Annotated in this window: 18 protein-coding genes and 3 tRNA genes; 20 read left to right on the top strand and 1 reads right to left on the bottom strand. The window is 61.5% G+C overall.

What is annotated here, in order from left to right; translation table 11 throughout:
* Positions 1 to 13 precede the first annotated feature (13 nt).
* Positions 14 to 2,395, bottom strand: a complete 2,382-nt coding sequence (locus DEF76_RS12660; protein ID WP_114912647.1) for a transketolase — start codon at positions 2,393 to 2,395, stop codon at positions 14 to 16.
* A 170-nt stretch (positions 2,396 to 2,565) separates the two neighbouring features.
* Here DEF76_RS12660 and DEF76_RS12655 point away from each other — a divergent pair.
* From DEF76_RS12655 to nuoL, 20 genes are all read left to right on the top strand, one after another.
* A tRNA-Leu gene (locus tag DEF76_RS12655) sits at positions 2,566 to 2,650 on the top strand.
* A 38-nt stretch (positions 2,651 to 2,688) separates the two neighbouring features.
* Positions 2,689 to 4,023 (top strand): trigger factor, encoded by a 1,335-nt coding sequence (tig, locus tag DEF76_RS12650; protein ID WP_114912646.1) that lies wholly within the window; start codon positions 2,689 to 2,691, stop codon positions 4,021 to 4,023.
* 177 nt (positions 4,024 to 4,200) lie between these two features.
* On the top strand, positions 4,201 to 4,842 hold the full coding sequence (gene clpP, locus DEF76_RS12645) for an ATP-dependent Clp endopeptidase proteolytic subunit ClpP (protein WP_114912645.1): 642 nt from the start codon (positions 4,201 to 4,203) through the stop codon (positions 4,840 to 4,842).
* Positions 4,843 to 5,117: 275 nt separating this feature from the next.
* A complete protein-coding gene (gene clpX / locus DEF76_RS12635; RefSeq protein ID WP_114912643.1) occupies positions 5,118 to 6,374 on the top strand; it encodes an ATP-dependent Clp protease ATP-binding subunit ClpX in 1,257 nt (418 codons plus the stop codon).
* Between the two features lie 300 nt (positions 6,375 to 6,674).
* A complete protein-coding gene (gene lon, locus DEF76_RS12630) occupies positions 6,675 to 9,086 on the top strand; it encodes an endopeptidase La (protein ID WP_240319264.1) in 2,412 nt (803 codons plus the stop codon).
* Positions 9,087 to 9,392: 306 nt separating this feature from the next.
* Entirely contained in the window at positions 9,393 to 9,656 is a 264-nt protein-coding gene (locus DEF76_RS12625; protein ID WP_114913874.1) for an HU family DNA-binding protein, read from the top strand.
* Between the two features lie 11 nt (positions 9,657 to 9,667).
* Positions 9,668 to 9,739 (top strand) — tRNA-Val (locus DEF76_RS12620).
* A gap of 61 nt (positions 9,740 to 9,800) precedes the next feature.
* A tRNA-Asp gene (locus DEF76_RS12615) sits at positions 9,801 to 9,877 on the top strand.
* Positions 9,878 to 10,037: 160 nt separating this feature from the next.
* The gene (locus tag DEF76_RS12610) at positions 10,038 to 10,403 is read left to right on the top strand and encodes an NADH-quinone oxidoreductase subunit A (protein ID WP_114913873.1); all 366 of its coding nucleotides are present in this window, start codon (positions 10,038 to 10,040) and stop codon (positions 10,401 to 10,403) included.
* 19 nt (positions 10,404 to 10,422) lie between these two features.
* Entirely contained in the window at positions 10,423 to 10,980 is a 558-nt protein-coding gene (locus tag DEF76_RS12605; RefSeq protein ID WP_114912641.1) for a NuoB/complex I 20 kDa subunit family protein, read from the top strand.
* A 28-nt stretch (positions 10,981 to 11,008) separates the two neighbouring features.
* The gene (locus DEF76_RS12600) at positions 11,009 to 11,638 is read left to right on the top strand and encodes an NADH-quinone oxidoreductase subunit C (protein ID WP_114913872.1); all 630 of its coding nucleotides are present in this window, start codon (positions 11,009 to 11,011) and stop codon (positions 11,636 to 11,638) included.
* Positions 11,638 to 12,855 (top strand): NADH-quinone oxidoreductase subunit D, encoded by a 1,218-nt coding sequence (locus tag DEF76_RS12595; protein ID WP_114912640.1) that lies wholly within the window; start codon positions 11,638 to 11,640, stop codon positions 12,853 to 12,855. The genes DEF76_RS12600 and DEF76_RS12595 overlap by 1 nt, the downstream gene beginning before the upstream one ends.
* Before the next feature lies 1 nt (position 12,856).
* Positions 12,857 to 13,528 (top strand): complex I 24 kDa subunit family protein, encoded by a 672-nt coding sequence (locus tag DEF76_RS12590; protein ID WP_408842174.1) that lies wholly within the window; start codon positions 12,857 to 12,859, stop codon positions 13,526 to 13,528.
* 4 nt (positions 13,529 to 13,532) lie between these two features.
* Entirely contained in the window at positions 13,533 to 14,825 is a 1,293-nt protein-coding gene (gene nuoF, locus DEF76_RS12585) for an NADH-quinone oxidoreductase subunit NuoF (RefSeq protein WP_114912639.1), read from the top strand.
* A 4-nt stretch (positions 14,826 to 14,829) separates the two neighbouring features.
* The gene (nuoG, locus tag DEF76_RS12580) at positions 14,830 to 16,887 is read left to right on the top strand and encodes an NADH-quinone oxidoreductase subunit NuoG (protein WP_114912638.1); all 2,058 of its coding nucleotides are present in this window, start codon (positions 14,830 to 14,832) and stop codon (positions 16,885 to 16,887) included.
* A gap of 5 nt (positions 16,888 to 16,892) precedes the next feature.
* The gene (gene nuoH, locus DEF76_RS12575; protein ID WP_205215996.1) at positions 16,893 to 17,912 is read left to right on the top strand and encodes an NADH-quinone oxidoreductase subunit NuoH; all 1,020 of its coding nucleotides are present in this window, start codon (positions 16,893 to 16,895) and stop codon (positions 17,910 to 17,912) included.
* Between the two features lie 50 nt (positions 17,913 to 17,962).
* On the top strand, positions 17,963 to 18,451 hold the full coding sequence (gene nuoI, locus DEF76_RS12570) for an NADH-quinone oxidoreductase subunit NuoI (RefSeq protein WP_114912636.1): 489 nt from the start codon (positions 17,963 to 17,965) through the stop codon (positions 18,449 to 18,451).
* 36 nt (positions 18,452 to 18,487) lie between these two features.
* On the top strand, positions 18,488 to 19,186 hold the full coding sequence (locus DEF76_RS12565; protein ID WP_114912635.1) for an NADH-quinone oxidoreductase subunit J: 699 nt from the start codon (positions 18,488 to 18,490) through the stop codon (positions 19,184 to 19,186).
* A 6-nt stretch (positions 19,187 to 19,192) separates the two neighbouring features.
* Positions 19,193 to 19,498: an NADH-quinone oxidoreductase subunit NuoK gene (gene nuoK, locus DEF76_RS12560; protein ID WP_114912634.1), complete on the top strand. Its 306-nt coding sequence runs from the start codon at positions 19,193 to 19,195 to the stop codon at positions 19,496 to 19,498.
* 2 nt (positions 19,499 to 19,500) lie between these two features.
* Entirely contained in the window at positions 19,501 to 21,432 is a 1,932-nt protein-coding gene (gene nuoL, locus DEF76_RS12555; protein WP_114912633.1) for an NADH-quinone oxidoreductase subunit L, read from the top strand.
* The last annotated feature ends 2 nt before the right edge of the window (positions 21,433 to 21,434 follow it).

The raw sequence follows: 21,434 nt of genomic DNA, 5'->3' as shown, positions 1-21,434 counted from the left end.
TTCCTCTCAAAAGTTAGCCGAGTAGCGCCTGGGCGCAGGCATCCAAGATCGCGGCGACGTCGAGCCCGTATGCGTGATAGAGATCGGGGATATCGCCGGCTTGGCCAAAACGCGAAACCCCGAGCGGGATGGCGCGCTGGCCGCGCACCGCGCCGAGCCAGGCATGCGCCGCCGGATGGCCGTCGAGCACGCTGACCAGCGCCGCATCGCGCGCCAGCGGGGCGAGCAGGGTTTCGATATGCGCGCGGGCGCTAGGGTCGCCGCCGCGGCGGGCGGCGGTGGCGGCGAGCCAGCCGGCATGCAGGCGATCGGCGCTGGTGATGGCGAGCAGCCCGGCGCCCGGCTCTTCTTCGCGCAATTCGGCGAAAGCGGCCTCGGCCTCGGGCGCGACCGGCCCTTGGTAGGCGAGCGCGATGCGCGCCCCCGGCGCCGGCGCCACCGCCCAATAGCCGCCGGCGATCACCGAAGCGGGATCGAGAGTGCGCGCCGGCTGCGTCAGCGCGCGGGTGGAAAGACGGAGCCAGACCGCCGAGCCGTCCGGGGCTTGCATATGGGCGAAGGCATGGCGGAGCAAAATATCCAATTCATCGACGTGACTCGGCTCGAAGGCCGCGAGCTTGTCGGCGCCGATGCCGATGAGCGGTGTGTTGATCGATTGGTGCTGTCCGCCTTCGGGCGCAAGCGTGAGGCCGGAGGGAGTCGAGACCAGCAGAAACCGCGCATCCTGATAGCAGGCATAAATCAAGGCATCGAGGCCGCGATTGACGAACGGATCGTAGACCGTGCCGATCGGCAGAATCCGGGCGCCGTTGAGTTCGCCTTGCAGCCCGGCGGCGCCGAGCAGAAGGAACAGATTCTGCTCGGCGATCCCAAGTTCGATATGTTGCCCCTCCGGGCTCATGCCCCAGCGCTGGGCGGAGGCGAGCTTGGCGTCACGGAACACGTCGTTGCGGGTATGCCGGTCATAGACGCCGCGGCGGTTGACCCAAGGGCCGAGGCTGGTCGAGACCGTAACATCGGGGCTGGTGGTGACGATGTGCCGGCCGATCTCCGCCCAGTCGCCCTGAAGGCGCCCGATTTCGGCGAGAATTTCGCCGAATCCGGCCTGGGTGGAAACCCGCCGGCCGGCAAGCGGGGCGGTGCGCGGCACCGCGTGCGGCACCGAAAGATGCGGCGCGGCGAGGCGCCTGCCCTCGGGCGTGAGCGGGCGGGCGAAGGGGCGGCTTGCGATGAAGCGGCGGAGGTCGTCGGGATCGCCGTCGAGCCCCTCGAACGGGTCGAGTTCGTGCCCGGGCCGGATCCCCATGCGGGCGCGGAACTCCTCCATCTGCTCGCCGGTCATGAGCCCGGCATGGTTGTCCTTGTGGCCGGCAAAGGGCAGGCCCATCCCTTTGATCGTGTAAGCGATGAAACAGGTCGGCTGATCGCTGGCGGCGGCGGCGGCATGGAAGGTTTCGATCAGGGCGGCGATGTCGTGGCCGCCGAGATTGGTCATCAACTGGCCCAATGCCTGGTCGCTCAGCGGATCGATGAGCGCCCGCACCTCGCGCGAGCGGCCGAGATCGGCGAGCACCGCCTGCCGCCAGGCGGCGCCGCCCTGGAAGGTGAGCGCGGAATAGAGGCTGTTCGGGCAATCATCGATCCAGCGCCGGAGCGCCTCGCCGCCGGGGCGGACGAATGCCGCCTCGAGGTGGCGACCATATTTGAGGGTGACGACATTCCAGCCCATGTCGCGGAACAAGCCCTCGATGCGGCCGAACAGACGGTCGGGCACCACCGAATCGAGGCTCTGACGGTTATAATCGACGACCCACCAGACATTGCGCACGTCGTGCTTCCAGCCTTCGAGCAGCGCCTCATAGATATTGCCCTCGTCGAGTTCGGCATCGCCGGCGATGGCGATTTGACGGCCGGGGCGAAAGCCGGGGCGGGCGAAACCGTGCTGGGCGACGTAATCCTGCATCAGGGCGGTGAAGCTGGTGAGCGCGACGCCAAGCCCGACCGAGCCGGTGGAGAAATCGACCTCGGGCCCGTCCTTGAGGCGGCTCGGATAGGGCTGCAGGCCACCGAAAGCGCGCAAGCTGGTCAGCCGCTCCGCCGGTAGGCGGCCATAGAGATAGTTGACGGCGTGAAACACCGGCGCCGCATGCGGCTTGACCGCGACCCGGTCCTCGGGGCGGAGCAGCGCGAAATAAAGCGCGGTCATGATCGCCGTGACCGAGGCGCAGGAGGCTTGATGGCCGCCGACCTTGAGCCCGTCGCGATTCGGCCGGACGTGATTGGCATGGTGGACCATCCAAGACGAGAGCCAGAGCAGCTTGCGCTCGATCTGGCCGAGCCGGGCGAGATCGGCGGCGTCGACGGGAAGGGAAGGCGTGAACTCGACGCTGGACATGGCATGGCTCCGAACCCAGGGCGCATCAGTTTGGCGGGTTCGGCGGGTTTTGCCCAGATGGGACGTCGCCGGAGTGGGAGGTGGCCGTCTCCCTGATCGCGCGCGGCGTTGAGGTTCCGCTTGTGGCGGCGGGCGGGCTGCGCTATGTGCCCTGCCGCACGGCCGCGCGAGCGGGCGTGGTGGAATTGGCAGACACGCCAGATTTAGGTTCTGGTGGCGCAAGCCGTGGGGGTTCAAGTCCCTCCGCCCGCACCACCCGGCCGTCAGGCGAATTTTGGGGATTTCCGGACACGATGCAGGTTACCGAGACGCTCTCTGAGGGGCTGAAACGCGCGTTCGACGTGGTGCTGCCGGCGGCGGACATCGAGGATCAGCGCATGGGCCGTCTCGCCGAACTGGCCAAGACGTTGTCGTTGCCCGGCTTTCGCCCCGGCAAAGTGCCGATGCCGGTGATCAAGCAGCGCTTCGGTAACGCGGTGCAGGCGGAGATCATCGAGCAGAGCGTGTCGGACGCGACCCGCAAGGTGTTCGAGGAGCGCGGTCTGCGCCCGGCGATGCAGCCCAAGATCGACCTCGCCGATCCCGCCGCCGCGGCCAAGCCGGGGAGTGATGTCGCGTTCACCGTCTCCCTCGAGATTCTGCCCGAGATCACTATCCCCGATGTCGCCGCGATCGCGCTCGAGCGTCTCAAGGCTGAGGTCGATGACGCGGCGATCGAAAAAGTGCTCGCCGATATGGCGAGCCGGCAACGCACGCTCGAGCCGGTCGAGGAGGCGCGCGGCGCCGCCAAGGGCGAGGTTTTGACGGTCGATTTCATCGGCCGCATCGACGGCGTCGCCTTTCCCGGCGGCACCGGCGAGGACATGGAGATCGAGGTTGCCGGCGAGGGGTTCATCCCCGGCTTCACCGAACAACTCGAAGGGCTCGCCCCGGGCGAGACGCGCACGATCACGGTGCGATTCCCGGAGGATTACGGCGCCCCCGATCTCGCCGGCAAGGAAGCGACGTTCGAGATCACCGGGAAAAAACTTGCCCGCGCGCTATTGCCTGCGGTTGACGCGGCATTTGCCGAGCGGATCGGGTTTGAAAGCGTGGAAGAGCTGCGTGAGACCATCAGCCAGCAGATCGGGCGCGAATATGCCCAGCTTTCGCGGCTCAATCTCAAGCGCCAGCTGCTCGACAAGCTCGCCGAACTCGTGTCGTTTCCCCTGCCCGAGGCGATGGTGACGGCGGAGTTCGACCAGATATGGCAGCGCATCGAGGCTGATCGCAAGGCCAGCCGGCTGGCGCCCGAGGACGCCGCCAAGGATGACGAGACCCTCCGCACCGAATATCGCGCCATCGCCGAACGCCGGGTGCGGCTTGGCCTTCTCCTTGCCGAGATCGCTCGGGTCAACGGCATCACCGTGAGCCAGGACGAAATGACGCGGGCAATGCGGGCCGAGGCGGCGCGTTACCGCGGCCAGGAAGCGCAGATTTTCGAGATGTTCCGCAAGAACCCCACCCTTGCGGAGACCCTGCGGGGGCCGATTCTCGAGGAGAAAGTGGTCGATTTCGTGATCGAGCTGGCCAAGATCGAGGAGCGGGTGGTCAGCGCCGAGGCGCTGAGCAAGGCGGTAGAAAGCTGATGTAGAAAGCTGAGTCTGGGCGCCGGCGCGGCCGAGGACGCGGGCACCGGGGGTCTGCGCACCGTGTCTGTAGACAGGGCGAGGTTGGCAGCGCCGCATCAGCTTCCTATTTACTTTTCCAACGTAGTGTGACGGCATGCCGGCTTTGGGCTGGATGCCTTTATGGGAAGCAAGGACATGAGGGATCGTGATCCCGTCGAGATCTACACCAGTACGCTGGTGCCGATGGTGGTGGAGCAGACGGCACGCGGCGAACGCGCGTTCGATATTTATTCGCGCTTGTTGAAAGAACGGATCGTTTTTTTGACCGGGACCGTGTTCGATGAGGTCAGCTCCCTGGTCTGCGCCCAGCTTCTCTTTCTCGAGAGCGAGAACCCGACCAAGGATATTGCGTTCTATATCAATAGCCCCGGCGGGGTGGTCTCATCCGGTCTCGCGATCTATGATACGATGCAATATATCCGGAGCCCGGTGAGCACGGTCTGCATCGGCCAAGCCGCTTCGATGGGAAGCCTGCTTTTGTGCGCTGGCGCCGCTGGCAAGCGCTATGCCCTGCCGAATGCCCGCATCATGGTGCATCAGCCATCCGGCGGCGCCCAGGGGCAGGCCACCGATATCGAGATCCAGGCGCGCGAGATTCTGACCCTGCGCAAGCGTCTCAACGAGATCTATGTCCGTCACACCAACCAGCCGATCGAGGCGATCGAGCGCAAGCTCGAGCGCGACAGCTATATGTCGGCCGAGGAGGCTCGCGATTTCGGCATCGTCGACGAAGTGGTGGAGAACCGGCCGCCGATTTCGGAGAGCCCGAAGACATGACCGGCGCGCTCCCTCGGCTGCGGCTTGGCGCGACCTTGGCGCAAGCAGGCGGCCGCCGCGGGGGCGCTGATCGGTATGATGCACGTGATCCTTGGCGGCGCGATGCCAGTGCGAGGCTCGCCGTGATCTTTGGCTCCGATGTTTTTGTTTTGTTCTCGATTTACGTAAGGCGCTTGTTGTCGGCGATCGCGGGTTCTAATGTTTCTCCCGGAGGCCGTGAAACCTGTCGGACGTGACGTCGAGCGGATGGTCCCCGACAAGGGGTGGGAGTGGGCATGAGTAAGTCCGGTGATTCGAAGAATACCCTCTATTGCTCGTTCTGCGGCAAGTCCCAGCACGAGGTGCGCAAGCTGATTGCTGGCCCGACGGTATTCATCTGTGATGAATGCGTCGAACTGTGCATGGATATCATCCGCGAGGAGCACAAGACGCATCTCGTGAAGTCGCGTGACGGGGTGCCGACGCCGAAGGAAATCTGCAAGGTGCTGGACGATTATGTCATCGGCCAGGATCATGCCAAGAAGGTTTTGAGCGTCGCCGTTCACAACCACTACAAGCGTCTCGCGCATGGCCAGAAAAACAACGATATCGAGATCGCCAAGTCGAATATCCTGCTGATCGGCCCGACCGGCACCGGCAAGACGTTGCTCGCCCAGACGCTGGCGCGGATTCTCGACGTGCCCTTCACCATGGCGGACGCGACGACGCTGACCGAGGCCGGCTATGTCGGGGAAGATGTCGAAAACATCATCCTGAAGCTGCTGCAGGCGGCGGATTACAATGTCGAGCGGGCGCAGCGCGGCATCGTCTATATCGACGAGGTCGATAAGATCAGCCGCAAATCGGACAATCCTTCGATCACCCGCGATGTCAGCGGCGAGGGTGTCCAGCAGGCGTTGCTCAAGATCATGGAGGGTACCGTCGCTTCGGTGCCGCCGCAGGGCGGGCGCAAGCATCCGCAGCAGGAATTCCTCCAGGTCGATACCACCAACATCCTCTTCATCTGTGGTGGCGCCTTCGCCGGCCTCGAGAAGATCATCAGCGCCCGCGGCAAGGGCGCCGGCATCGGCTATGGCGCTGAGGTGCGGGCGGTCGATGAGCGGCGCACCGGTGAAATCCTGCGCGAGGTCGAGCCCGAGGATCTGTTGCGTTTCGGCCTGATCCCGGAATTCATCGGCCGACTGCCGGTGGTCGCGACGCTGAAGGATTTGGACGAAGCGGCGCTGATCGAGATCCTCACCCGGCCCAAGAACGCCCTGGTCAAGCAATATGGCCGTCTGTTCGAAATGGAGGGGGTGAAGCTCACCTTTACCGAGGATTCGCTGAAAGCGGTTGCAACCCGCGCCATCGCCCGCAAGACCGGGGCGCGTGGCCTTCGCTCAATCATGGAAGCGATCCTGCTGTCGACCATGTTCGACCTCCCCGGCCTCGAGGGGGTGGAGGAGGTGGTGATCAACCGCGAGGTCGCGGATGGGCGCGCCAATCCGCTCTTTCTCTACGGCAGCAAGGAGCGGGCCGAGACCAGCGCCTGAAACAGGGCTGACACGAGCGGGTGTCAAGGTCTTGCCGAGCCTGGTCGTTGTGCCGATATCTAAACGGAAAATGAGGCAAGAAGGCGGGATATCCCATCCCGCCATTGCCCCGATGGCCGATAGCGCTGGGCGTCGCCCGGCGCGGGTGGTTCTTCGGTCCGCTTGGGGCTCGCGTGCCGAATGGTTTGGCCTGATGGGTGAGGCCGACATCGCGGGCGTGGAGCGTCCTTGTGGGGCGGAGAGCGATCAAGGGCCTAAGAGGAGGGGTTGATGACGGAATCCGAGCGGCCTTTGAAGGCGATGTCGGGGGCCGAGATGGCGACAGAGGGTGATGTGCTGCCGGTATTGCCGCTGCGCGATATCGTTGTTTTTCCGCACATGATCGTGCCGCTTTTCGTTGGTCGCGAGAAATCGGTGCGGGCGTTGGAGGCGGTGATCAAGGAGGACAAGCAAATCCTGCTGGTTGCCCAGAAAAACGCGGCGCAAGACGATCCCACGGCTGACGATATCTATCGCGTGGGCACGGTCTCGACGATTTTGCAATTGCTGAAATTGCCCGACGGCACGGTGAAGGTGCTGGTGGAAGGGGTCCGCCGCGCCCGCATCGCCGCCTTCAAGGAGACCGAGGCGTTTTTCGAGGCGCATGTGAGCCCGATCGAGGAACGTCTCGGGGACGAGAAAGAGCTCGAGGCGCTGGGCCGCACGGTGGTTTCGCAATTCGAGCAATATATCAAGCTCAACAAAAAGATCGCGCCCGAGGTTCTGGTGTCGCTCAACCAGGTCGAGGACCCGGGCAAGCTCGCCGACACGGTGGCGAGCCATCTCGGCCTTAAGATCGCCGAGAAGCAGGATCTGCTGGAAAGCGAAGAGGTTAGCGAGCGCCTGGAGCGAGTGTTCGGTTACATGGAAGCCGAGATCGGCGTCCTGCAGGTCGAAAAGCGCATCCGCAACCGCGTCAAGCGGCAGATGGAGAAGACCCAGCGCGAATATTACCTCAATGAGCAGCTCAAGGCTATTCAGAAGGAGCTTGGCGAAGGCGAGGACGGCAAGGACGAGGCCGCCGAACTCGAAGCGCGGATCAAGAAAACCAAACTCTCCAAGGAGGCGCGGGAAAAGGCCGTGCAGGAGCTGAAGAAGCTCCGCACCATGAGCCCGATGAGCGCCGAGGCGACGGTGGTGCGCAATTATCTCGACTGGCTGCTCGGGATTCCGTGGAAAAAGCGCGCCAAGACCAGCAAAGACATCGGCGCGGCCGAAAAAATCCTTGATGCCGACCATTATGGGCTCGAGAAGATCAAGGAGCGTATCCTCGAGTATCTCGCGGTGCAGGTGCGTTCGAACAAGGTGCGCGGCCCGATCCTCTGCTTGGTCGGCCCGCCCGGCGTCGGCAAGACCTCGCTCGGCAAGTCGATCGCGCGGGCGACGGGGCGGAGTTTCGTGCGCATGTCGCTCGGCGGCGTGCGGGACGAGGCCGAGATCCGCGGCCATCGCCGCACCTATATCGGCTCCATGCCGGGCAAGATCATCCAGGGGATGAAAAAGGCGAAAACCTCCAATCCCTTGTTCCTGCTCGACGAAATTGACAAGTTGGGGGCCGATTGGCGCGGCGATCCGACCTCGGCGCTGCTCGAGGTGCTCGATCCCGAGCAGAACGCCAGCTTCAACGACCATTATCTCGAAGTCGATTACGATCTCTCGGATGTGATGTTCGTCACCACGGCGAACAGCCTGCGCATGCCGCAGCCCCTCCTCGACCGCATGGAGGTCATCCGCATCCCCGGCTATACCGAGGATGAGAAGGTGGAAATCGCCCGCCGGCACTTGATTCCGAAGCAAACCGAGGCCCACAGCCTCAAGCCTGAAGAATGGATGGTGACCGAGGAAGCGCTCCGCGACCTGATCCGTTATTACACCCGTGAGGCCGGGGTGCGGAATTTGGAGCGCGAGATCGCCGGGCTCGCGCGCAAGGCGGTCAAGGAAATCGTCACCAAGAAGACCAAGAAGGTCACGTTCTCGCGCAAGAATCTGGACAAATATGCCGGGGTGCGGCGCTTCCATTTCGGCGAGGCGGAGTCCGAGGACATGGTTGGCGTGGTCACCGGCCTCGCCTGGACCGAGGTGGGAGGGGAAATCCTCACCATCGAGAGCGTGCTGCTGCCCGGCAAGGGTAATATCCGCCAGACCGGCAAACTCGGCGACGTGATGCAGGAGAGCGTGCAGGCGGCGCTGAGCTATGTCCGCTCGCGGGCGATCACCTTCGGCATCAAGCCCACTTTCTTCGACCACCGCGATATCCATGTCCACGTGCCCGAAGGGGCCACCCCGAAAGATGGCCCTTCGGCGGGTATCGCAATGGCGACCAGTATCGTCAGCGTGCTTACCGGCATCCCGATCCGGCGCGACATCGCCATGACCGGCGAGATCACGCTACGGGGGCGGGTGTTGCCGATCGGCGGCCTCAAGGAGAAGCTGCTCGCGGCATTGCGGGCCGGGATCACCACCGTTTTCATCCCGAAGGAGAACGAGAAGGATCTCGCCGAAATTCCCGAGCAGGTGAAGCGCCATCTGACGCTGGTGCCGGTTGCCCATGTCGATGAGGTCATCGGTCGGGCCCTGGTGCGTAAGCCCGAGCCGATCACCTGGGAAGAGCCTGCCGAGCCGGTCGTCTCCCCGGCGGCCGGCGAATCGGCGGCGACCTTGCTGCCGCACTGAGAGGCGATTTTCGCACCCCTCGGGTGTCTTCGTCCCACCTCTGATGGCGCGCTTTCGCCGATCAGGGGTGGGATATCGCCATCGGTTTGATATGTTTCATTTTTTAGGCAATTGCGGCCGCGCAAAGGGCACGCGCCGGGCCGTGTGGTTGGTTCCTGGCTGGCCGGGGACGGCGATTTTCTGTGGATGAACCCGAGAAAAGCCGGCGCTTGCGTTGACGCGGTGGAAATATGCCTTCTAGTGTCCTTCCCGCGCGTAGATTGATTTTCACCGTCCTGTTTCAAGGGAGGCTTGTGCGTGAACAAGATGGATTTGATTGCCGCCGTGGCGGAACAGAGTGATCTGCCCAAGACCAAGGCGACCGAAGTGGTGGACGCGGTGTTCGCCGCGATCGAAGGGGCGCTGAAAAAGCAGGAAGAAGTGCGGCTGATCGGCTTCGGGACGTTCGTGACCGCCAAGCGTAAGGCAACGACCGGCCATAACCCTCGCACCGGCGAGGAGATTAAGATTCCGGCTTCCAACTCGGTGCGCTTCAAGCCCGGTAAGACCCTTAAAGACGCGGTGAATTAGCGGCTTGCCGCGGGCGGTTAGCTCAGCGGTAGAGCGTCTCGTTTACACCGAGAGGGTCGGCGGTTCGATCCCGTCACCGCCCATGTTTTGTCGCGAGCTTGCTTGACGGGAGGGCGGCGGCGCTTTAGACGGCCCTCCTGGATTGCGGGTGTAGCTCAGTTGGTTAGAGCGCCGGCCTGTCACGCCGGAGGTCGCGGGTTCGAGCCCCGTCACTCGCGCCATCCTTTGCCCGCAGCGTGAATGCCGGGCAGCGTTCGGACGTCACGACGTCATGCTGATGACGAGTTTGGCATTTGCGGCTTTTTTACTGCGCCCGGACTGGTGGTGGCAGCGGGATGGGATTAGTCTCATCTCGCTGCGGTGCAAAATTGGGTGATTCGCATGCCAGGATTGTTGTTCAATTATTTGCCTATCGTGGTTTTTCTGGCCATCGCCGGGGTCATCGCGGTGGCGATGGTGGCGGGCTCGCTGCTGCTTGCGCGCCAAAAACCCTACCCTGAAAAATTGTCCGCTTATGAATGCGGCTTTGAGCCATTCGACGATGCCCGCCGGCGCTTCGATGTGCGATTCTACCTCGTTGCCATCTTGTTCATCATTTTCGATCTGGAAGTGGCGTTTTTATTTCCCTGGGCGGTGAGCCTGTCGCACATCGGTCTGTTTGGGCTTTTGTCGATGTTCGGCTTCCTCGGCGTGCTGACGGTCGGGTTCGTCTATGAGTGGCGTAAAGGCGCCCTCGACTGGGAATGAGAGACGTAGGAGAGCAGCGATGAGCGCATATTCGCCCGAGATTGCCTGGAACCGTGATCTTCTGGGGCCGGGTGCCGAGCAGGACGCGGTGATCAAGGGCATCACCGGCGAGATTGCCGGCAAGGGTTTCATCGTCGCGCAGCTCGACAAGTTGGTGAACTGGGCGCGCACCGGAAGCCTGTGGCCGATGACCTTCGGCCTCGCCTGCTGCGCCGTCGAGATGATCCACGCCTATATGCCGCGCTACGATCTCGATCGCTTCGGCATCATCCCGCGCGCGAGCCCACGTCAGAGCGACGTGATGATCGTCGCTGGCACGCTCACCAACAAAATGGCGCCGGCCTTGCGCAAGGTTTATGACCAGATGCCCGAGCCGCGTTGGGTGATCAGCATGGGAAGCTGCGCCAATGGCGGCGGCTATTATCACTATTCCTATGCCGTGGTGCGCGGCTGCGACCGTGTCGTGCCGGTCGATATCTATGTCCCCGGCTGCCCGCCGACGGCGGAGGCATTGGTCTACGGCATTCTGCAATTGCAGAAAAAAATTCGCCGCACGGGAACCATTCTCCGTGGCTGAGGAGGAAGGGCAGGAGGGCCTCGCTGCCATGCCCTCGCCAGCCGAACATTTGGCGCAGGAGGTCGCGAGCCTGCCCGGCGTTGCGCGGGTGGCGGTGGAAAAGGGTGAAGTGGTGGCGCATGTCCAGCGCGATGCGCTGGTGCCGTTGATGCTGACGCTCCGCGATGATCCGCGGTTTGCCTGCGAGCAATTGATGGATCTTTGTGGTGTCGACTGGCCGCAGCGGCCAGAGCGTTTCGAGGTCGTTTATAATCTGCTGTCGGTCTCGCGCAATCATCGCATCCGGGTAATCGTGACCACCGACGAGACGGCGCTCGTGCCCTCGGTGTGCGCGATCTGGCCGGCGGCGACTTGGTGGGAGCGTGAGGCGTGGGATCTGTTCGGCATTCTTTTCGCCGGTCAGCCTGATCATCGCCGCATTCTCACCGATTACGGGTTTGACGGGCATCCGTTGCGCAAGGATTTTCCGCTCACCGGTTATGTTGAAGTGCGTTACGACGACGAACGCAAGGCGGTGGTTTACGAGCCGGTGGCTCTGACCCAGGAATTCCGCTCGTTCGATTTCGTCTCGCCGTGGGAAGGCATCACGACGCTGCCCGGCGACGAAAAGGCGCATGCGATGCGCACCGGTGGCGCAGCGACGAAAAGGACCGACTGATGGACGACGCGACCAGCGGCGCGGCCGGCGAGCGTTTGCGCAAAACCGTTGAGATTGACAGCCATGCGATGAATTTCGGCCCTCAGCATCCGGCGGCGCACGGCGTGTTGCGCCTGGTGCTGGAGATGGACGGCGAAATGGTCGCGCGCGCCGATCCGCATATCGGGCTTCTCCATCGCGGCACCGAAAAGCTGATCGAATACAAATCCTATATGCAGGCGGTGCCTTATTTCGATCGGCTCGATTACGTCTCGCCGATGTGTGAGGAGCAGGCCTTCGCGCTTGCGGTGGAAAAGCTGCTTGGCATCGAGGTGCCCGAGCGCGGCCAATGGATCCGCACGCTGTTTGCCGAAATCACGCGTATTCTCAATCATCTTTTGAACATTACCACCTATGCCCTCGATGTCGGCGCGATCACGCCTTCGCTCTGGGGCTTTGAGGAACGCGAGAAGCTGCTCGAATTCCATGAAGCGGCGTCGGGGGCGCGGCTGCACGCCAATTATTATCGCCCGGGTGGTGTTGCCAAGGATCTCCCGGCCGGGCTTGAAGACAAGATCGCCACCTGGGCCGAGAGTTTTCCGAAATTTATCGACGATCTCGAGGAGTTGCTCACCGAGAACCGGATCTGGAAGCAGCGGCTGGTCGATATCGGCGTGGTCTCGGCTGAGGAGGCGTTGGCTTGGGGGTTCTCTGGCCCCTGTCTTCGCGCCAGCGGTGTGCCCTGGGATCTGCGTCGCGCACAACCCTATGAGATGTATCATCGGGTCGAGTTTGCGGTCCCGGTTGGGCGCCATGGCGATTGCTATGATCGCTATTTGGTGCGCATCGCGGAGATGCGTGAAAGCGTGAAGATCATTCGGCAGTGCCTTGCGCAGATGAAGCCGGGTCCGGTGAAAATTCGCGATCACAAATTCACGCCGCCGCCTCGCGCCGACATGAAACATTCGATGGAATCGTTGATCCATCATTTCAAGCTTTACACCGAAGGCTATCACGTCCCGGAAGGCGCGACCTACACGGTCGTCGAAAGCCCGAAGGGGGAGTTTGGCGTGTATCTCGTCGCAGACGGCAGCAACAAGCCCTATCGCTGCAAAATTCGCCCGACCGGGTTTGCTCATTTGCAGGCGATCGACATGATGTCCCGACGACATATGCTGGCCGATACGGTGGCGATCATCGGTTCACTCGATATCGTATTCGGCGAAATCGACCGGTAAGATGGCAATGACAGAAAACGCGACCACATCTCATCGTCATGGCGTCGAGCCGACGGTGTTTGTCTTCGATGCCGAAAGTGAAGCCCAGATCAGCGCTATTCTGAAAAAGTATCCTGAAGGCCGCCAGGCGAGCGCGGTGCTGCCGCTACTTGATCTCGCGCAACGTCAGATGAAGCGCGAAACCGACAGCGCCTGGGTTCCGCGCGCGGCGATGGATGCCATCGCCGCGCGGCTCGGGATGCCGCCAATTCGCGTCTACGAGGTCGCAACATTCTACTTCATGTTCAATACGAAGCCGGTCGGCAAATGGCATTTGCAGGTTTGCACGACGACGCCTTGCTGGCTGCGCGGTTCGGAGGCGGTGGTGGAAACTTGCAAGCGCGTGACCGGCATTCGCCATTTCGGTGAAACCAGCGCCGACGGTCTTTTCACCATGACCGAGGTTGAGTGCCTTGGCGCTTGCGTCAATGCGCCGATTTTACAAGTCAATGACGATTTCTACGAAGATATGGACGCGACGACGACCGAGAGGCTGCTCGATGGGTTGCGGCGCGATGCCCCGCCGCCGCCCGGCTCGATGATTGGCCGCCAGACTTCGGCGCCGGAGGGTGGCCCGATGACATTGACGACACTGGATTTCGCGGCGGGCCCGATGCCGCCGGGCGGAGAATGAGGCGATGCTGAGCGATAAGGATCGCATCTTTACCAATCTCTATGGCGCGCATGATTGGCGTCTCGCCGGTGCCCGTGCTCGCGGCGACTGGGACGGCACGGCGGCGATTTTGGCGCGCGGGCGCGATGCGATCGTTGAGGACATCAAGGCGTCCGGTTTGCGCGGCCGCGGCGGCGCCGGCTTCCCGACCGGCATGAAATGGTCGTTCATGCCGAAGCAATCGGACGGTCGGCCGAGTTATCTCGTGGTCAATGCCGATGAAAGCGAGCCTGGCACCTGCAAAGATCGCGATATCATCCGGCATGACCCGCACAAATTGATCGAAGGCTGCTTGGTTGCCTCTTTCGCGATGGGTGCGCACGCTGCCTACATCTATATCCGTGGCGAATTCTATAATGAGGCGCGGCATCTGCAGGCGGCGATCGATGAGGCTTATGAGGCCGGGCTGATCGGGCGTAATGCGTGTGGTTCTGGCTGGGATTTCGATCTCTATCTGCATCGCGGTGCCGGCGCCTACATTTGCGGCGAGGAGACCGCTTTGCTCGAAAGCCTGGAAGGTAAAAAGGGCATGCCGCGGCTTAAGCCGCCCTTTCCGGCCGCGGTCGGTCTCTATGGCTGCCCGACGACGGTGAACAATGTCGAAAGTATCGCCGTTACACCAACGATTTTGCGCCGGGGGGCGGCTTGGTTTTCGGCGCTCGGGCGCCCGAAAAACACCGGCACCAAGGTTTTTTGCATTTCGGGTCACGTCAACAAACCGTGCAATGTCGAGGAAGAGCTTGGGATTCCGCTGCGCGAATTGATCGACCGTTATGCTGGTGGTGTGCGTGGCGGTTGGGATAATCTCCTCGCCGTTATTCCCGGCGGGTCTTCGGTTCCGGTGTTGCCGAAGGAAATTTGCGATACCGTGCTCATGGATTTCGATAGTCTACGCGAGGTGCGGAGCGGGCTCGGCACCGCGGCGGTGATCGTCATGGACAAATCCACTGATATCATCAAGGCGATTGCACGACTTTCTCATTTTTACAAACATGAGAGCTGCGGCCAGTGCACGCCGTGCCGCGAGGGTACTGGCTGGATGATGCGCGTGATGGATCGGCTGGTCGAAGGCCGCGCCGAGATTGAGGAAATCGATAGTCTCGACCAGGTGACACGGCAGGTCGAGGGGCACACGATTTGCGCGCTCGGTGACGCGGCGGCGTGGCCGATCCAGGGCTTGATCAGGCATTTTCGCCCGGAGATCGAAGCGCGCATTGCCGCTTTCAAAGCGCGCGGCCTCAAGATGGCGGCGGAGTAGGCCAATGGCAAAGGTGACGGTGGACGGCATCGAGGTTGAGGTGCCCAATGGGGCCTCGGTGCTGCAGGCGGCGGAGCTTGCGGGCAAGGAGATCCCGCGCTTTTGTTATCATGATCGGCTGTCGGTTGCCGGCAATTGCCGAATGTGCCTGGTCGAAGTCGAGAAATCGCCAAAGCCGGTGGCCTCATGTGCCTTTCCGGTCGCCGATGGGATGGTGGTGAAGACCGACAGCCCGATGGTGCGCCAGGCGCGGCGCGGCGTGATGGAGTTCTTGCTGATCAACCATCCGCTCGATTGCCCGATTTGCGATCAAGGCGGCGAATGCGATTTGCAAGATCAATCCATGGGCTACGGCATGGATCATTCGCGCTATCGTGAAAGCAAGCGGGCGGTCAAAGATAAAAATCTTGGCCCGCTCGTCAAAACCGTGATGACGCGCTGTATCCAATGTACGCGTTGCGTGCGGTTTGCCGCGGAAATCGCCGGTGTGCCGGAGCTTGGCGCCACCGGGCGCGGCGAAAATATGGAAATCGGCACTTATGTCGAACGCGCGCTCAGTTCTGAACTCTCGGGAAATCTCATCGATATTTGCCCAGTCGGCGCATTGACCTCGAAACCTTACGCTTTCGTTGCGCGCTCATGGGAATTGAAGAAAACCGATGGGATCGATGTTCTCGACGCGGTTGGCTGCAATATTCGCATCGATGCGCGCGGCCCGGAAGTTCTACGCATTTTGCCGCGCCTGAACGAAGACGTGAACGAAGAATGGCTCGGCGATAAGTCGCGTTTTGCGGTCGATGGTTTGAAGCGCCGGCGCCTCGATCGGCCGTGGGTGAAGAAAGACGGCAAGCTCGTCGAGGCGAGCTGGCGGGAAGCGTTTCTTGCCATCGCGAGCCAGATCAAGGGACGCGATCCGGCGCGTATCGGCGCCATTGCTGGCGATCTTTGTGATGCCGAGAGCATGCTGGCGCTCAAGGATCTGATGGCGACGCTTGGCTCCGCCAATCTCGATTGCCGCCAGGATGGCGCGCAACTCGATGCGACGCGGCGCGATTTCTATCTGTTCAATAGCACCATCGCCGGTATTGAAGACGCGGATGCCATCCTCATCATCGGCGCCAACCCGCGGCGTGAAGCGCCGGTGCTTAATGCGCGTATCCGCAAGCGGTGGCTCGCGAGCCCGATCAGTATCGCCGCCATCGGTGCGCGCGCCGATCTGACCTATCCGGCAGAATGGCTCGGCGATTCGCCGCAGGCGCTTGCGGAACTGCGGCGCGGCACGCTGCCGTTCGCGGGTGTGTTGCGCGAGGCCAAGCGGCCGATGATCATTCTTGGGCAGGGTGCGCTGCGTCGCGCCGACGGCGCGGCGGTGCTCGCGGCGGCGTGGGCACTCGCGGCAGAATGCGGGGCGCTCGATCCTGACTGGCACGGTTTCAATATGCTGCATACCGCGGCGGCGCGCGTCGGGGCGCTCGACCTTGGTTTTCTGCCGGGCGCGGGCGGCAAGGATATCGCGGCAATGATGGCGGGCGGCGTTGATGTGCTTTGGCTGCTCGGTGCTGACGAGATCGACATGGCGGCAGTCGGCGCCGAAACTTTCGTGGTCTACCAAGGGCATCATGGCGATCGTGGCGCGGCGCGCGCCGATGTCGTTCTCCCCGGGGCCGCTTACACGGAAAAGAGCGGCACCTATGTCAATACTGAGGGGCGTGTTCAGCGCAGCGAGTTTGCGGTTTTTCCGCCTGGCGAGGCGCGCGAAGATTGGCGCATTCTGCGTGCGTTCGCGGAAACCCTAGGTCATCGCTTACCCTATGATGATCTTTCGGCATTACGCCAGCGTCTTATCGCCGTTGCCCCGGTTTTTGGGCGCACCGATGAGTTGCCCCGGCGTGGCGCGGTTGATCTGACGCCACCCGCTGGCAATCCCGATGCGCTCGGGATGGCGCCGTTTGAGCCGGCGGTTGCGAATTACTACCAGACCGATCCTATCAGCCGCGCCAGCCCGACCATGACGGCGTGCGCGGCGGCCTATTACCCAAGTGTTGCGGAAGCGGCGGAGTAGGTGTGATGGCGGCTTTTTTTGCAACACCCCTCGGCGTCCTGATCCTGCTGGTGCTGGAGGCCCTGGCGATATTGGTGCCGCTGCTGATCGGCGTCGCTTATGCGACCTATGCCGAGCGCAAAATTCTCGCGGCGATCCAACTCCGCAAGGGGCCGAATGTCGTTGGCTGGTTCGGGCTTTTGCAGGCTTTTGCCGATGCCGGCAAAATGCTGATGAAGGAAACCATCATCCCGGCGGGCGCTAATCGGGTTTTATTCCTGCTCGCCCCGATGATCACTTTTACACTTGCGATGATCGCTTGGGCGGTGATCCCGGTCAATGATGGTTGGGCGGTCGCCAAGATCAATGTCGGTGTACTTTATCTTTTCGCGATCAGCTCGCTCGGCGTCTATGGCATCATCATCGCCGGCTGGGCGAGCAATTCGAAATATGCCTTTCTCGGCGCCTTGCGTTCGGCAGCGCAAATGGTGAGCTATGAGGTTTCCATCGGCTTTGTCATGGTTTCGGTTCTGCTTTGCGTTGGCAGCCTCAATCTAAACGACATTGTTCTGGCGCAGCGGCATGTCTGGTTTTGTATTCCGCTGCTGCCGATGTTTGTTGTTTTTTTCATATCGGGGCTTGCCGAAACCAATCGCTCGCCGTTCGATCTGCCGGAGGGGGAAAGCGAGATCGTCGCTGGGTTTTTCGTTGAATACAGCGCCATGGCGTTTGCCCTGTTTTTCCTTGGCGAATATGCGAACATGTTTTTGATGAGCGCGATGACCTCGATCCTGTTCCTCGGTGGCTGGCTGGCGCCGTTCGGGATCGCGCCGTTCACGTGGCTGCCGGGACCGATCTGGTTCATTCTCAAGATACTGCTGTGCATGTTCGTGTTCATTTGGGTGCGCGGTACGTTTCCTCGCTATCGTTACGACCAACTCATGCGCCTCGGATGGAAAGTATTCTTGCCATTGTCGCTGTTTTGGCTGGTTCTGACTGCGGGGTTTTTGATGGCGATGGGCTGGCTACCGCAGGGAGCGGCGTGATGGCGAACATGCGTGGTTTCGTGCGCCAGGGCCGGAAGGGACACTAAGCTATGGCATTTTTGCAACGCACCGCGCGGGGATTTTTTCTCGGTGACATCCTGGTCGGGCTCGGTCTCACGCTGCGCTATTTCTTCAAACCGAAGGCGACGCTTAATTATCCCTACGAGAAAAATCCGATCAGCCCGCGTTTCAAGGGCGAGCATGCGCTCCGCCGCTACCCGAATGGCGAAGAACGTTGTATCGCATGCAAGCTCTGTGAAGCGATCTGCCCGGCGCAGGCGATCACTATCGAGGCCGAACCGCGTGCTGATGGCTCCCGGCGCACGACGCGCTATGACATAGATATGACGAAGTGCATCTATTGCGGCCTTTGCGAGGAGGCTTGCCCGGTCGATGCGATTGTTGAAGGCCCGAATTTCGAATTCGCGACAGAGACGCGTGAAGAGCTGATGTACAATAAGGATCGTCTGCTTGCGAATGGCGATCGCTGGGAAAGCGAAATCGCCAAGCGGATTGAACGCGATGCGCCGTATCGCTGAACGAAACGAGATGATTGGGCGGAGACCTCCGGCATCATGATCACGATGATCGCCTTTTATGTGTTTGCCGTGATTTTGCTTGCCTCTGCGGCGTTGGTGGTGAGCGCGCGCAACCCGGTGCATTCGGTTCTTTTCTTGATTCTCGCCTTCTTCAACGCGGCCGGGCTATTTTTGCTCGATGGCGCGGAGTTTTTGGCGATGATTTTGGTCATCGTCTATGTCGGCGCCGTCGCCGTTTTGTTTCTGTTCGTCGTCATGATGCTCGACGTGAATTTCGTTGAGCTGCGCGAAGGGGTTCAGCGTTACGCACCCATTGGTGCGATGGTTGGTCTGGTTTTGTTCATCGAATTGCTATTGGTGCTCGGGACATGGCATTTTGCGCCGACCATGTCGACCCTTCGCGCGGCGCCGATGATTGCCAAAGTCCAAAATACCGCAGCGCTGGGGGATGTGCTCTATACCCACAATGTCCTGCTGTTTCAATTGGCAGGGCTGGTGCTGCTGGTGGCGATGATCGGCGCTATCGTGCTCACGCTACGTGATCGCAGCATTTCCCGGCGCCAGGTCATCGCGCGCCAGGTTGCGCGGAGCGCAGCGCTATCCCTGGAGATGGTGCCGATGGCGCTCAATGCTGCAACGCCGCCGGAGAGTTTCCGGCGTCCATTGCCTGAGCCCGTGGCGCCGGACATGTCGGCCACCCATCACGGTGCTGTTCATCATGACGAGGGGCATTGAAAGACGATGATCGGCCTTGGACATTACCTGGTGGTTTCGGCGATTTTACTGGTTCTCGGAGTGTTTGGGATTTTTCTCAATCGGAAGAACATCATTATCATCCTGATGTCGATTGAACTGATTCTGCTCGCGGTGAACATCAATCTGGTTGCTTTCTCGGCGGCGCTTGGCGATCTCGTCGGTCAGGTTTTCGCGATGTTCGTGCTCACCGTCGCGGCGGCCGAGGCTGCGATCGGGCTTGCCATCGTTGTCATCTATTTCCGCAATCGCGGCTCGATCGAGGTCGAGGACGTCAATCTGATGAGGGGCTGAGAATGATTTACGCCATTGCTGTTCTCGCGCCTCTTTTTGGCTCCGCTGTCGCCGGTCTGTTGGGCCGCGTCATCGGCGATAAGGCCGCCATGGCGGTTACGATCGCGTGCATGGTGCTTGCGACCATTTGCGGGGAGACCGCGTTCGTCCAGCTGGTGTGGGGTGGGGCGCCGCGTGGTGAGGTAACACTGGGTGAATGGCTGTCGGCCGGGTCGTTTCATGTCTCGTGGGCGCTGCGCTACGATACCTTGTCCGCCGTTATGGTGGCGATGGTCACTTTTGTTGCGACCCTGATCCACATCTACAGCGTCGGCTACATGGCTCACGAGCATAAGCCGGTTGCGCGGTTTTTCAGTTATCTTTCGTTCTTCAGCTTCGCCATGTTGATGCTGGTCACAGCCAATAATTTGTTGCAATTGTTTTTTGGCTGGGAGGGGGTTGGCGTCGCGAGCTATCTGCTGATCGGCTATTGGTACGAAAAGCCGAGTGCTTGCGCCGCGGCGATCAAGGCCTTCGTTGTCAATCGCATCGGTGATCTCTTCTTCGCCGTTGGGATTGCGATGATTTTCTTTCTATTCGGCTCGATTTCGTTTTCGACCATTTTTGCCGCCGTACCACAGCACATCAACGACACCTACGCGCTTTTCGGGGCGAATGACCGCGCTTTCGAGGTGATCGGCATATTGCTGTTTATCGGGGCCACCGGGAAATCGGCGCAGATCGGGCTGCATGTCTGGCTGCCGGACGCGATGGAGGGACCGACGCCGGTTTCCGCCTTGATCCACGCAGCGACGATGGTGACCGCCGGGGTTTTTCTGATGGCCCGTGTCTCGCCGATTCTCGAGCACGCGCCTGTCGCGCTCGGTGTCATCACGGTCGTCGGCGGCACCACGGCGCTGTTTGCGGCGACCATTGGTTGTGTTCAAAACGACATCAAGCGGGTGATTGCGTATTCGACGTGCTCGCAGCTCGGTTATATGTTCGTGGCTGCCGGAGCCGGTGCCTATCAGGTGTCGATTTTTCACCTCATCACGCATGCTTTCTTTAAGGCGTTGCTGTTTCTCAGCGCCGGTTCGGTCATTCACGCGATGTCGGACGAGCAGGACATGCGGCGCATGGGCGGGTTGTGGACGAAGATTCCGCTGACCTATGCGGTGATGTGGGTAGGGAGCCTGGCACTTGCCGGCATCTATCCTTTTGCCGGATATTTCTCGAAGGACGCGATTTTGGAAGCGGCTTTCGCGAATGGCAGCCCGTCGGCGATCTATGGCTTCGTCTGCGGCGTGCTGGCGGCATTTCTGACCGCCTTTTACTCCTGGCGGTTGTTGCTGATGACGTTCCACGGCAAGTCCCGCGCCGATCGTGACGTGGTCGCGCATGTGCATGAGAGCCCGTTGGTCATGACCTTGCCGCTGGTCGTGCTCGCCATCGGCGCGTTGGTCGCCGGTTTCTCGCTGCGTGACCTTTTCATCGGCGCCGACTGGCATGAGTTCTGGCGTGGCAGTATCGCCAATGCCGCCGGCAACCACGTGTTGGCGCGGCTCGAGGATATTCCGGTGTGGGCAGCGCTCGCACCGAGTGTTTGCGCGGTGCTCGGTATCGCGCTCGCCTATTACATGTATATGTTCGCGACCGATCTGCCCGGACGTCTCGCGGCACGGTTCGCACCGCTCTATCGCTTCCTGCTCAACAAATGGTATTTCGACGAGCTCTATGATCTGGTGTTCGTACGGCCCGCGTTCGCCGTTGCGCGATTGTTGTGGCAGGTCGGCGATGCGACGATCATCGACGGCGTTCCCAATGGCGTTGCCACTCTGGCCGAGGATTTCTCTGAGCAAGCGGTGAAGCTGCAGACGGGCTCGATCGCCGTCTACGCTTTTTCCATGCTGGTTGGCGTTGTTTTGCTGATTGCCATCTTTTTGATTTTTCGGTGAGA

Source organism: Acidibrevibacterium fodinaquatile (assembly GCF_003352165.1).
Taxonomy (GTDB): Bacteria; Pseudomonadota; Alphaproteobacteria; order Acetobacterales; family Acetobacteraceae; genus Acidibrevibacterium; species Acidibrevibacterium fodinaquatile.
The sequence above is the reverse complement of the archived record's forward strand: the minus strand, read 5'-3'. Positions and strand labels throughout refer to the sequence as shown.

Excerpts from the sequence above, each read along its gene's own strand:
- nuoK (WP_114912634.1), top strand. The coding sequence starts at position 19,193 with ATGATCGGCCTTGGACATTACCTGGTGGTTTCGGCGATTTTACTGGTT.
- tig (WP_114912646.1), top strand. The coding sequence starts at position 2,689 with ATGCAGGTTACCGAGACGCTCTCTGAGGGGCTGAAACGCGCGTTCGAC.
- DEF76_RS12590 (WP_408842174.1), top strand. The coding sequence starts at position 12,857 with ATGGCAATGACAGAAAACGCGACCACATCTCATCGTCATGGCGTCGAG.
- clpP (WP_114912645.1), top strand. The coding sequence starts at position 4,201 with ATGAGGGATCGTGATCCCGTCGAGATCTACACCAGTACGCTGGTGCCG.
- DEF76_RS12565 (WP_114912635.1), top strand. The coding sequence starts at position 18,488 with ATGATCACGATGATCGCCTTTTATGTGTTTGCCGTGATTTTGCTTGCC.
- nuoL (WP_114912633.1), top strand. The coding sequence starts at position 19,501 with ATGATTTACGCCATTGCTGTTCTCGCGCCTCTTTTTGGCTCCGCTGTC.
- clpX (WP_114912643.1), top strand. The coding sequence starts at position 5,118 with ATGAGTAAGTCCGGTGATTCGAAGAATACCCTCTATTGCTCGTTCTGC.
- lon (WP_240319264.1), top strand. The coding sequence starts at position 6,675 with ATGTCGGGGGCCGAGATGGCGACAGAGGGTGATGTGCTGCCGGTATTG.
- nuoF (WP_114912639.1), top strand. The coding sequence starts at position 13,533 with ATGCTGAGCGATAAGGATCGCATCTTTACCAATCTCTATGGCGCGCAT.
- nuoG (WP_114912638.1), top strand. The coding sequence starts at position 14,830 with ATGGCAAAGGTGACGGTGGACGGCATCGAGGTTGAGGTGCCCAATGGG.
- DEF76_RS12625 (WP_114913874.1), top strand. The coding sequence starts at position 9,393 with ATGGATTTGATTGCCGCCGTGGCGGAACAGAGTGATCTGCCCAAGACC.
- DEF76_RS12600 (WP_114913872.1), top strand. The coding sequence starts at position 11,009 with ATGCCCTCGCCAGCCGAACATTTGGCGCAGGAGGTCGCGAGCCTGCCC.
- DEF76_RS12605 (WP_114912641.1), top strand. The coding sequence starts at position 10,423 with ATGAGCGCATATTCGCCCGAGATTGCCTGGAACCGTGATCTTCTGGGG.
- DEF76_RS12660 (WP_114912647.1), bottom strand. The coding sequence starts at position 2,395 with ATGTCCAGCGTCGAGTTCACGCCTTCCCTTCCCGTCGACGCCGCCGAT.
- DEF76_RS12595 (WP_114912640.1), top strand. The coding sequence starts at position 11,638 with ATGGACGACGCGACCAGCGGCGCGGCCGGCGAGCGTTTGCGCAAAACC.
- nuoH (WP_205215996.1), top strand. The coding sequence starts at position 16,893 with ATGGCGGCTTTTTTTGCAACACCCCTCGGCGTCCTGATCCTGCTGGTG.
- nuoI (WP_114912636.1), top strand. The coding sequence starts at position 17,963 with ATGGCATTTTTGCAACGCACCGCGCGGGGATTTTTTCTCGGTGACATC.
- DEF76_RS12610 (WP_114913873.1), top strand. The coding sequence starts at position 10,038 with ATGCCAGGATTGTTGTTCAATTATTTGCCTATCGTGGTTTTTCTGGCC.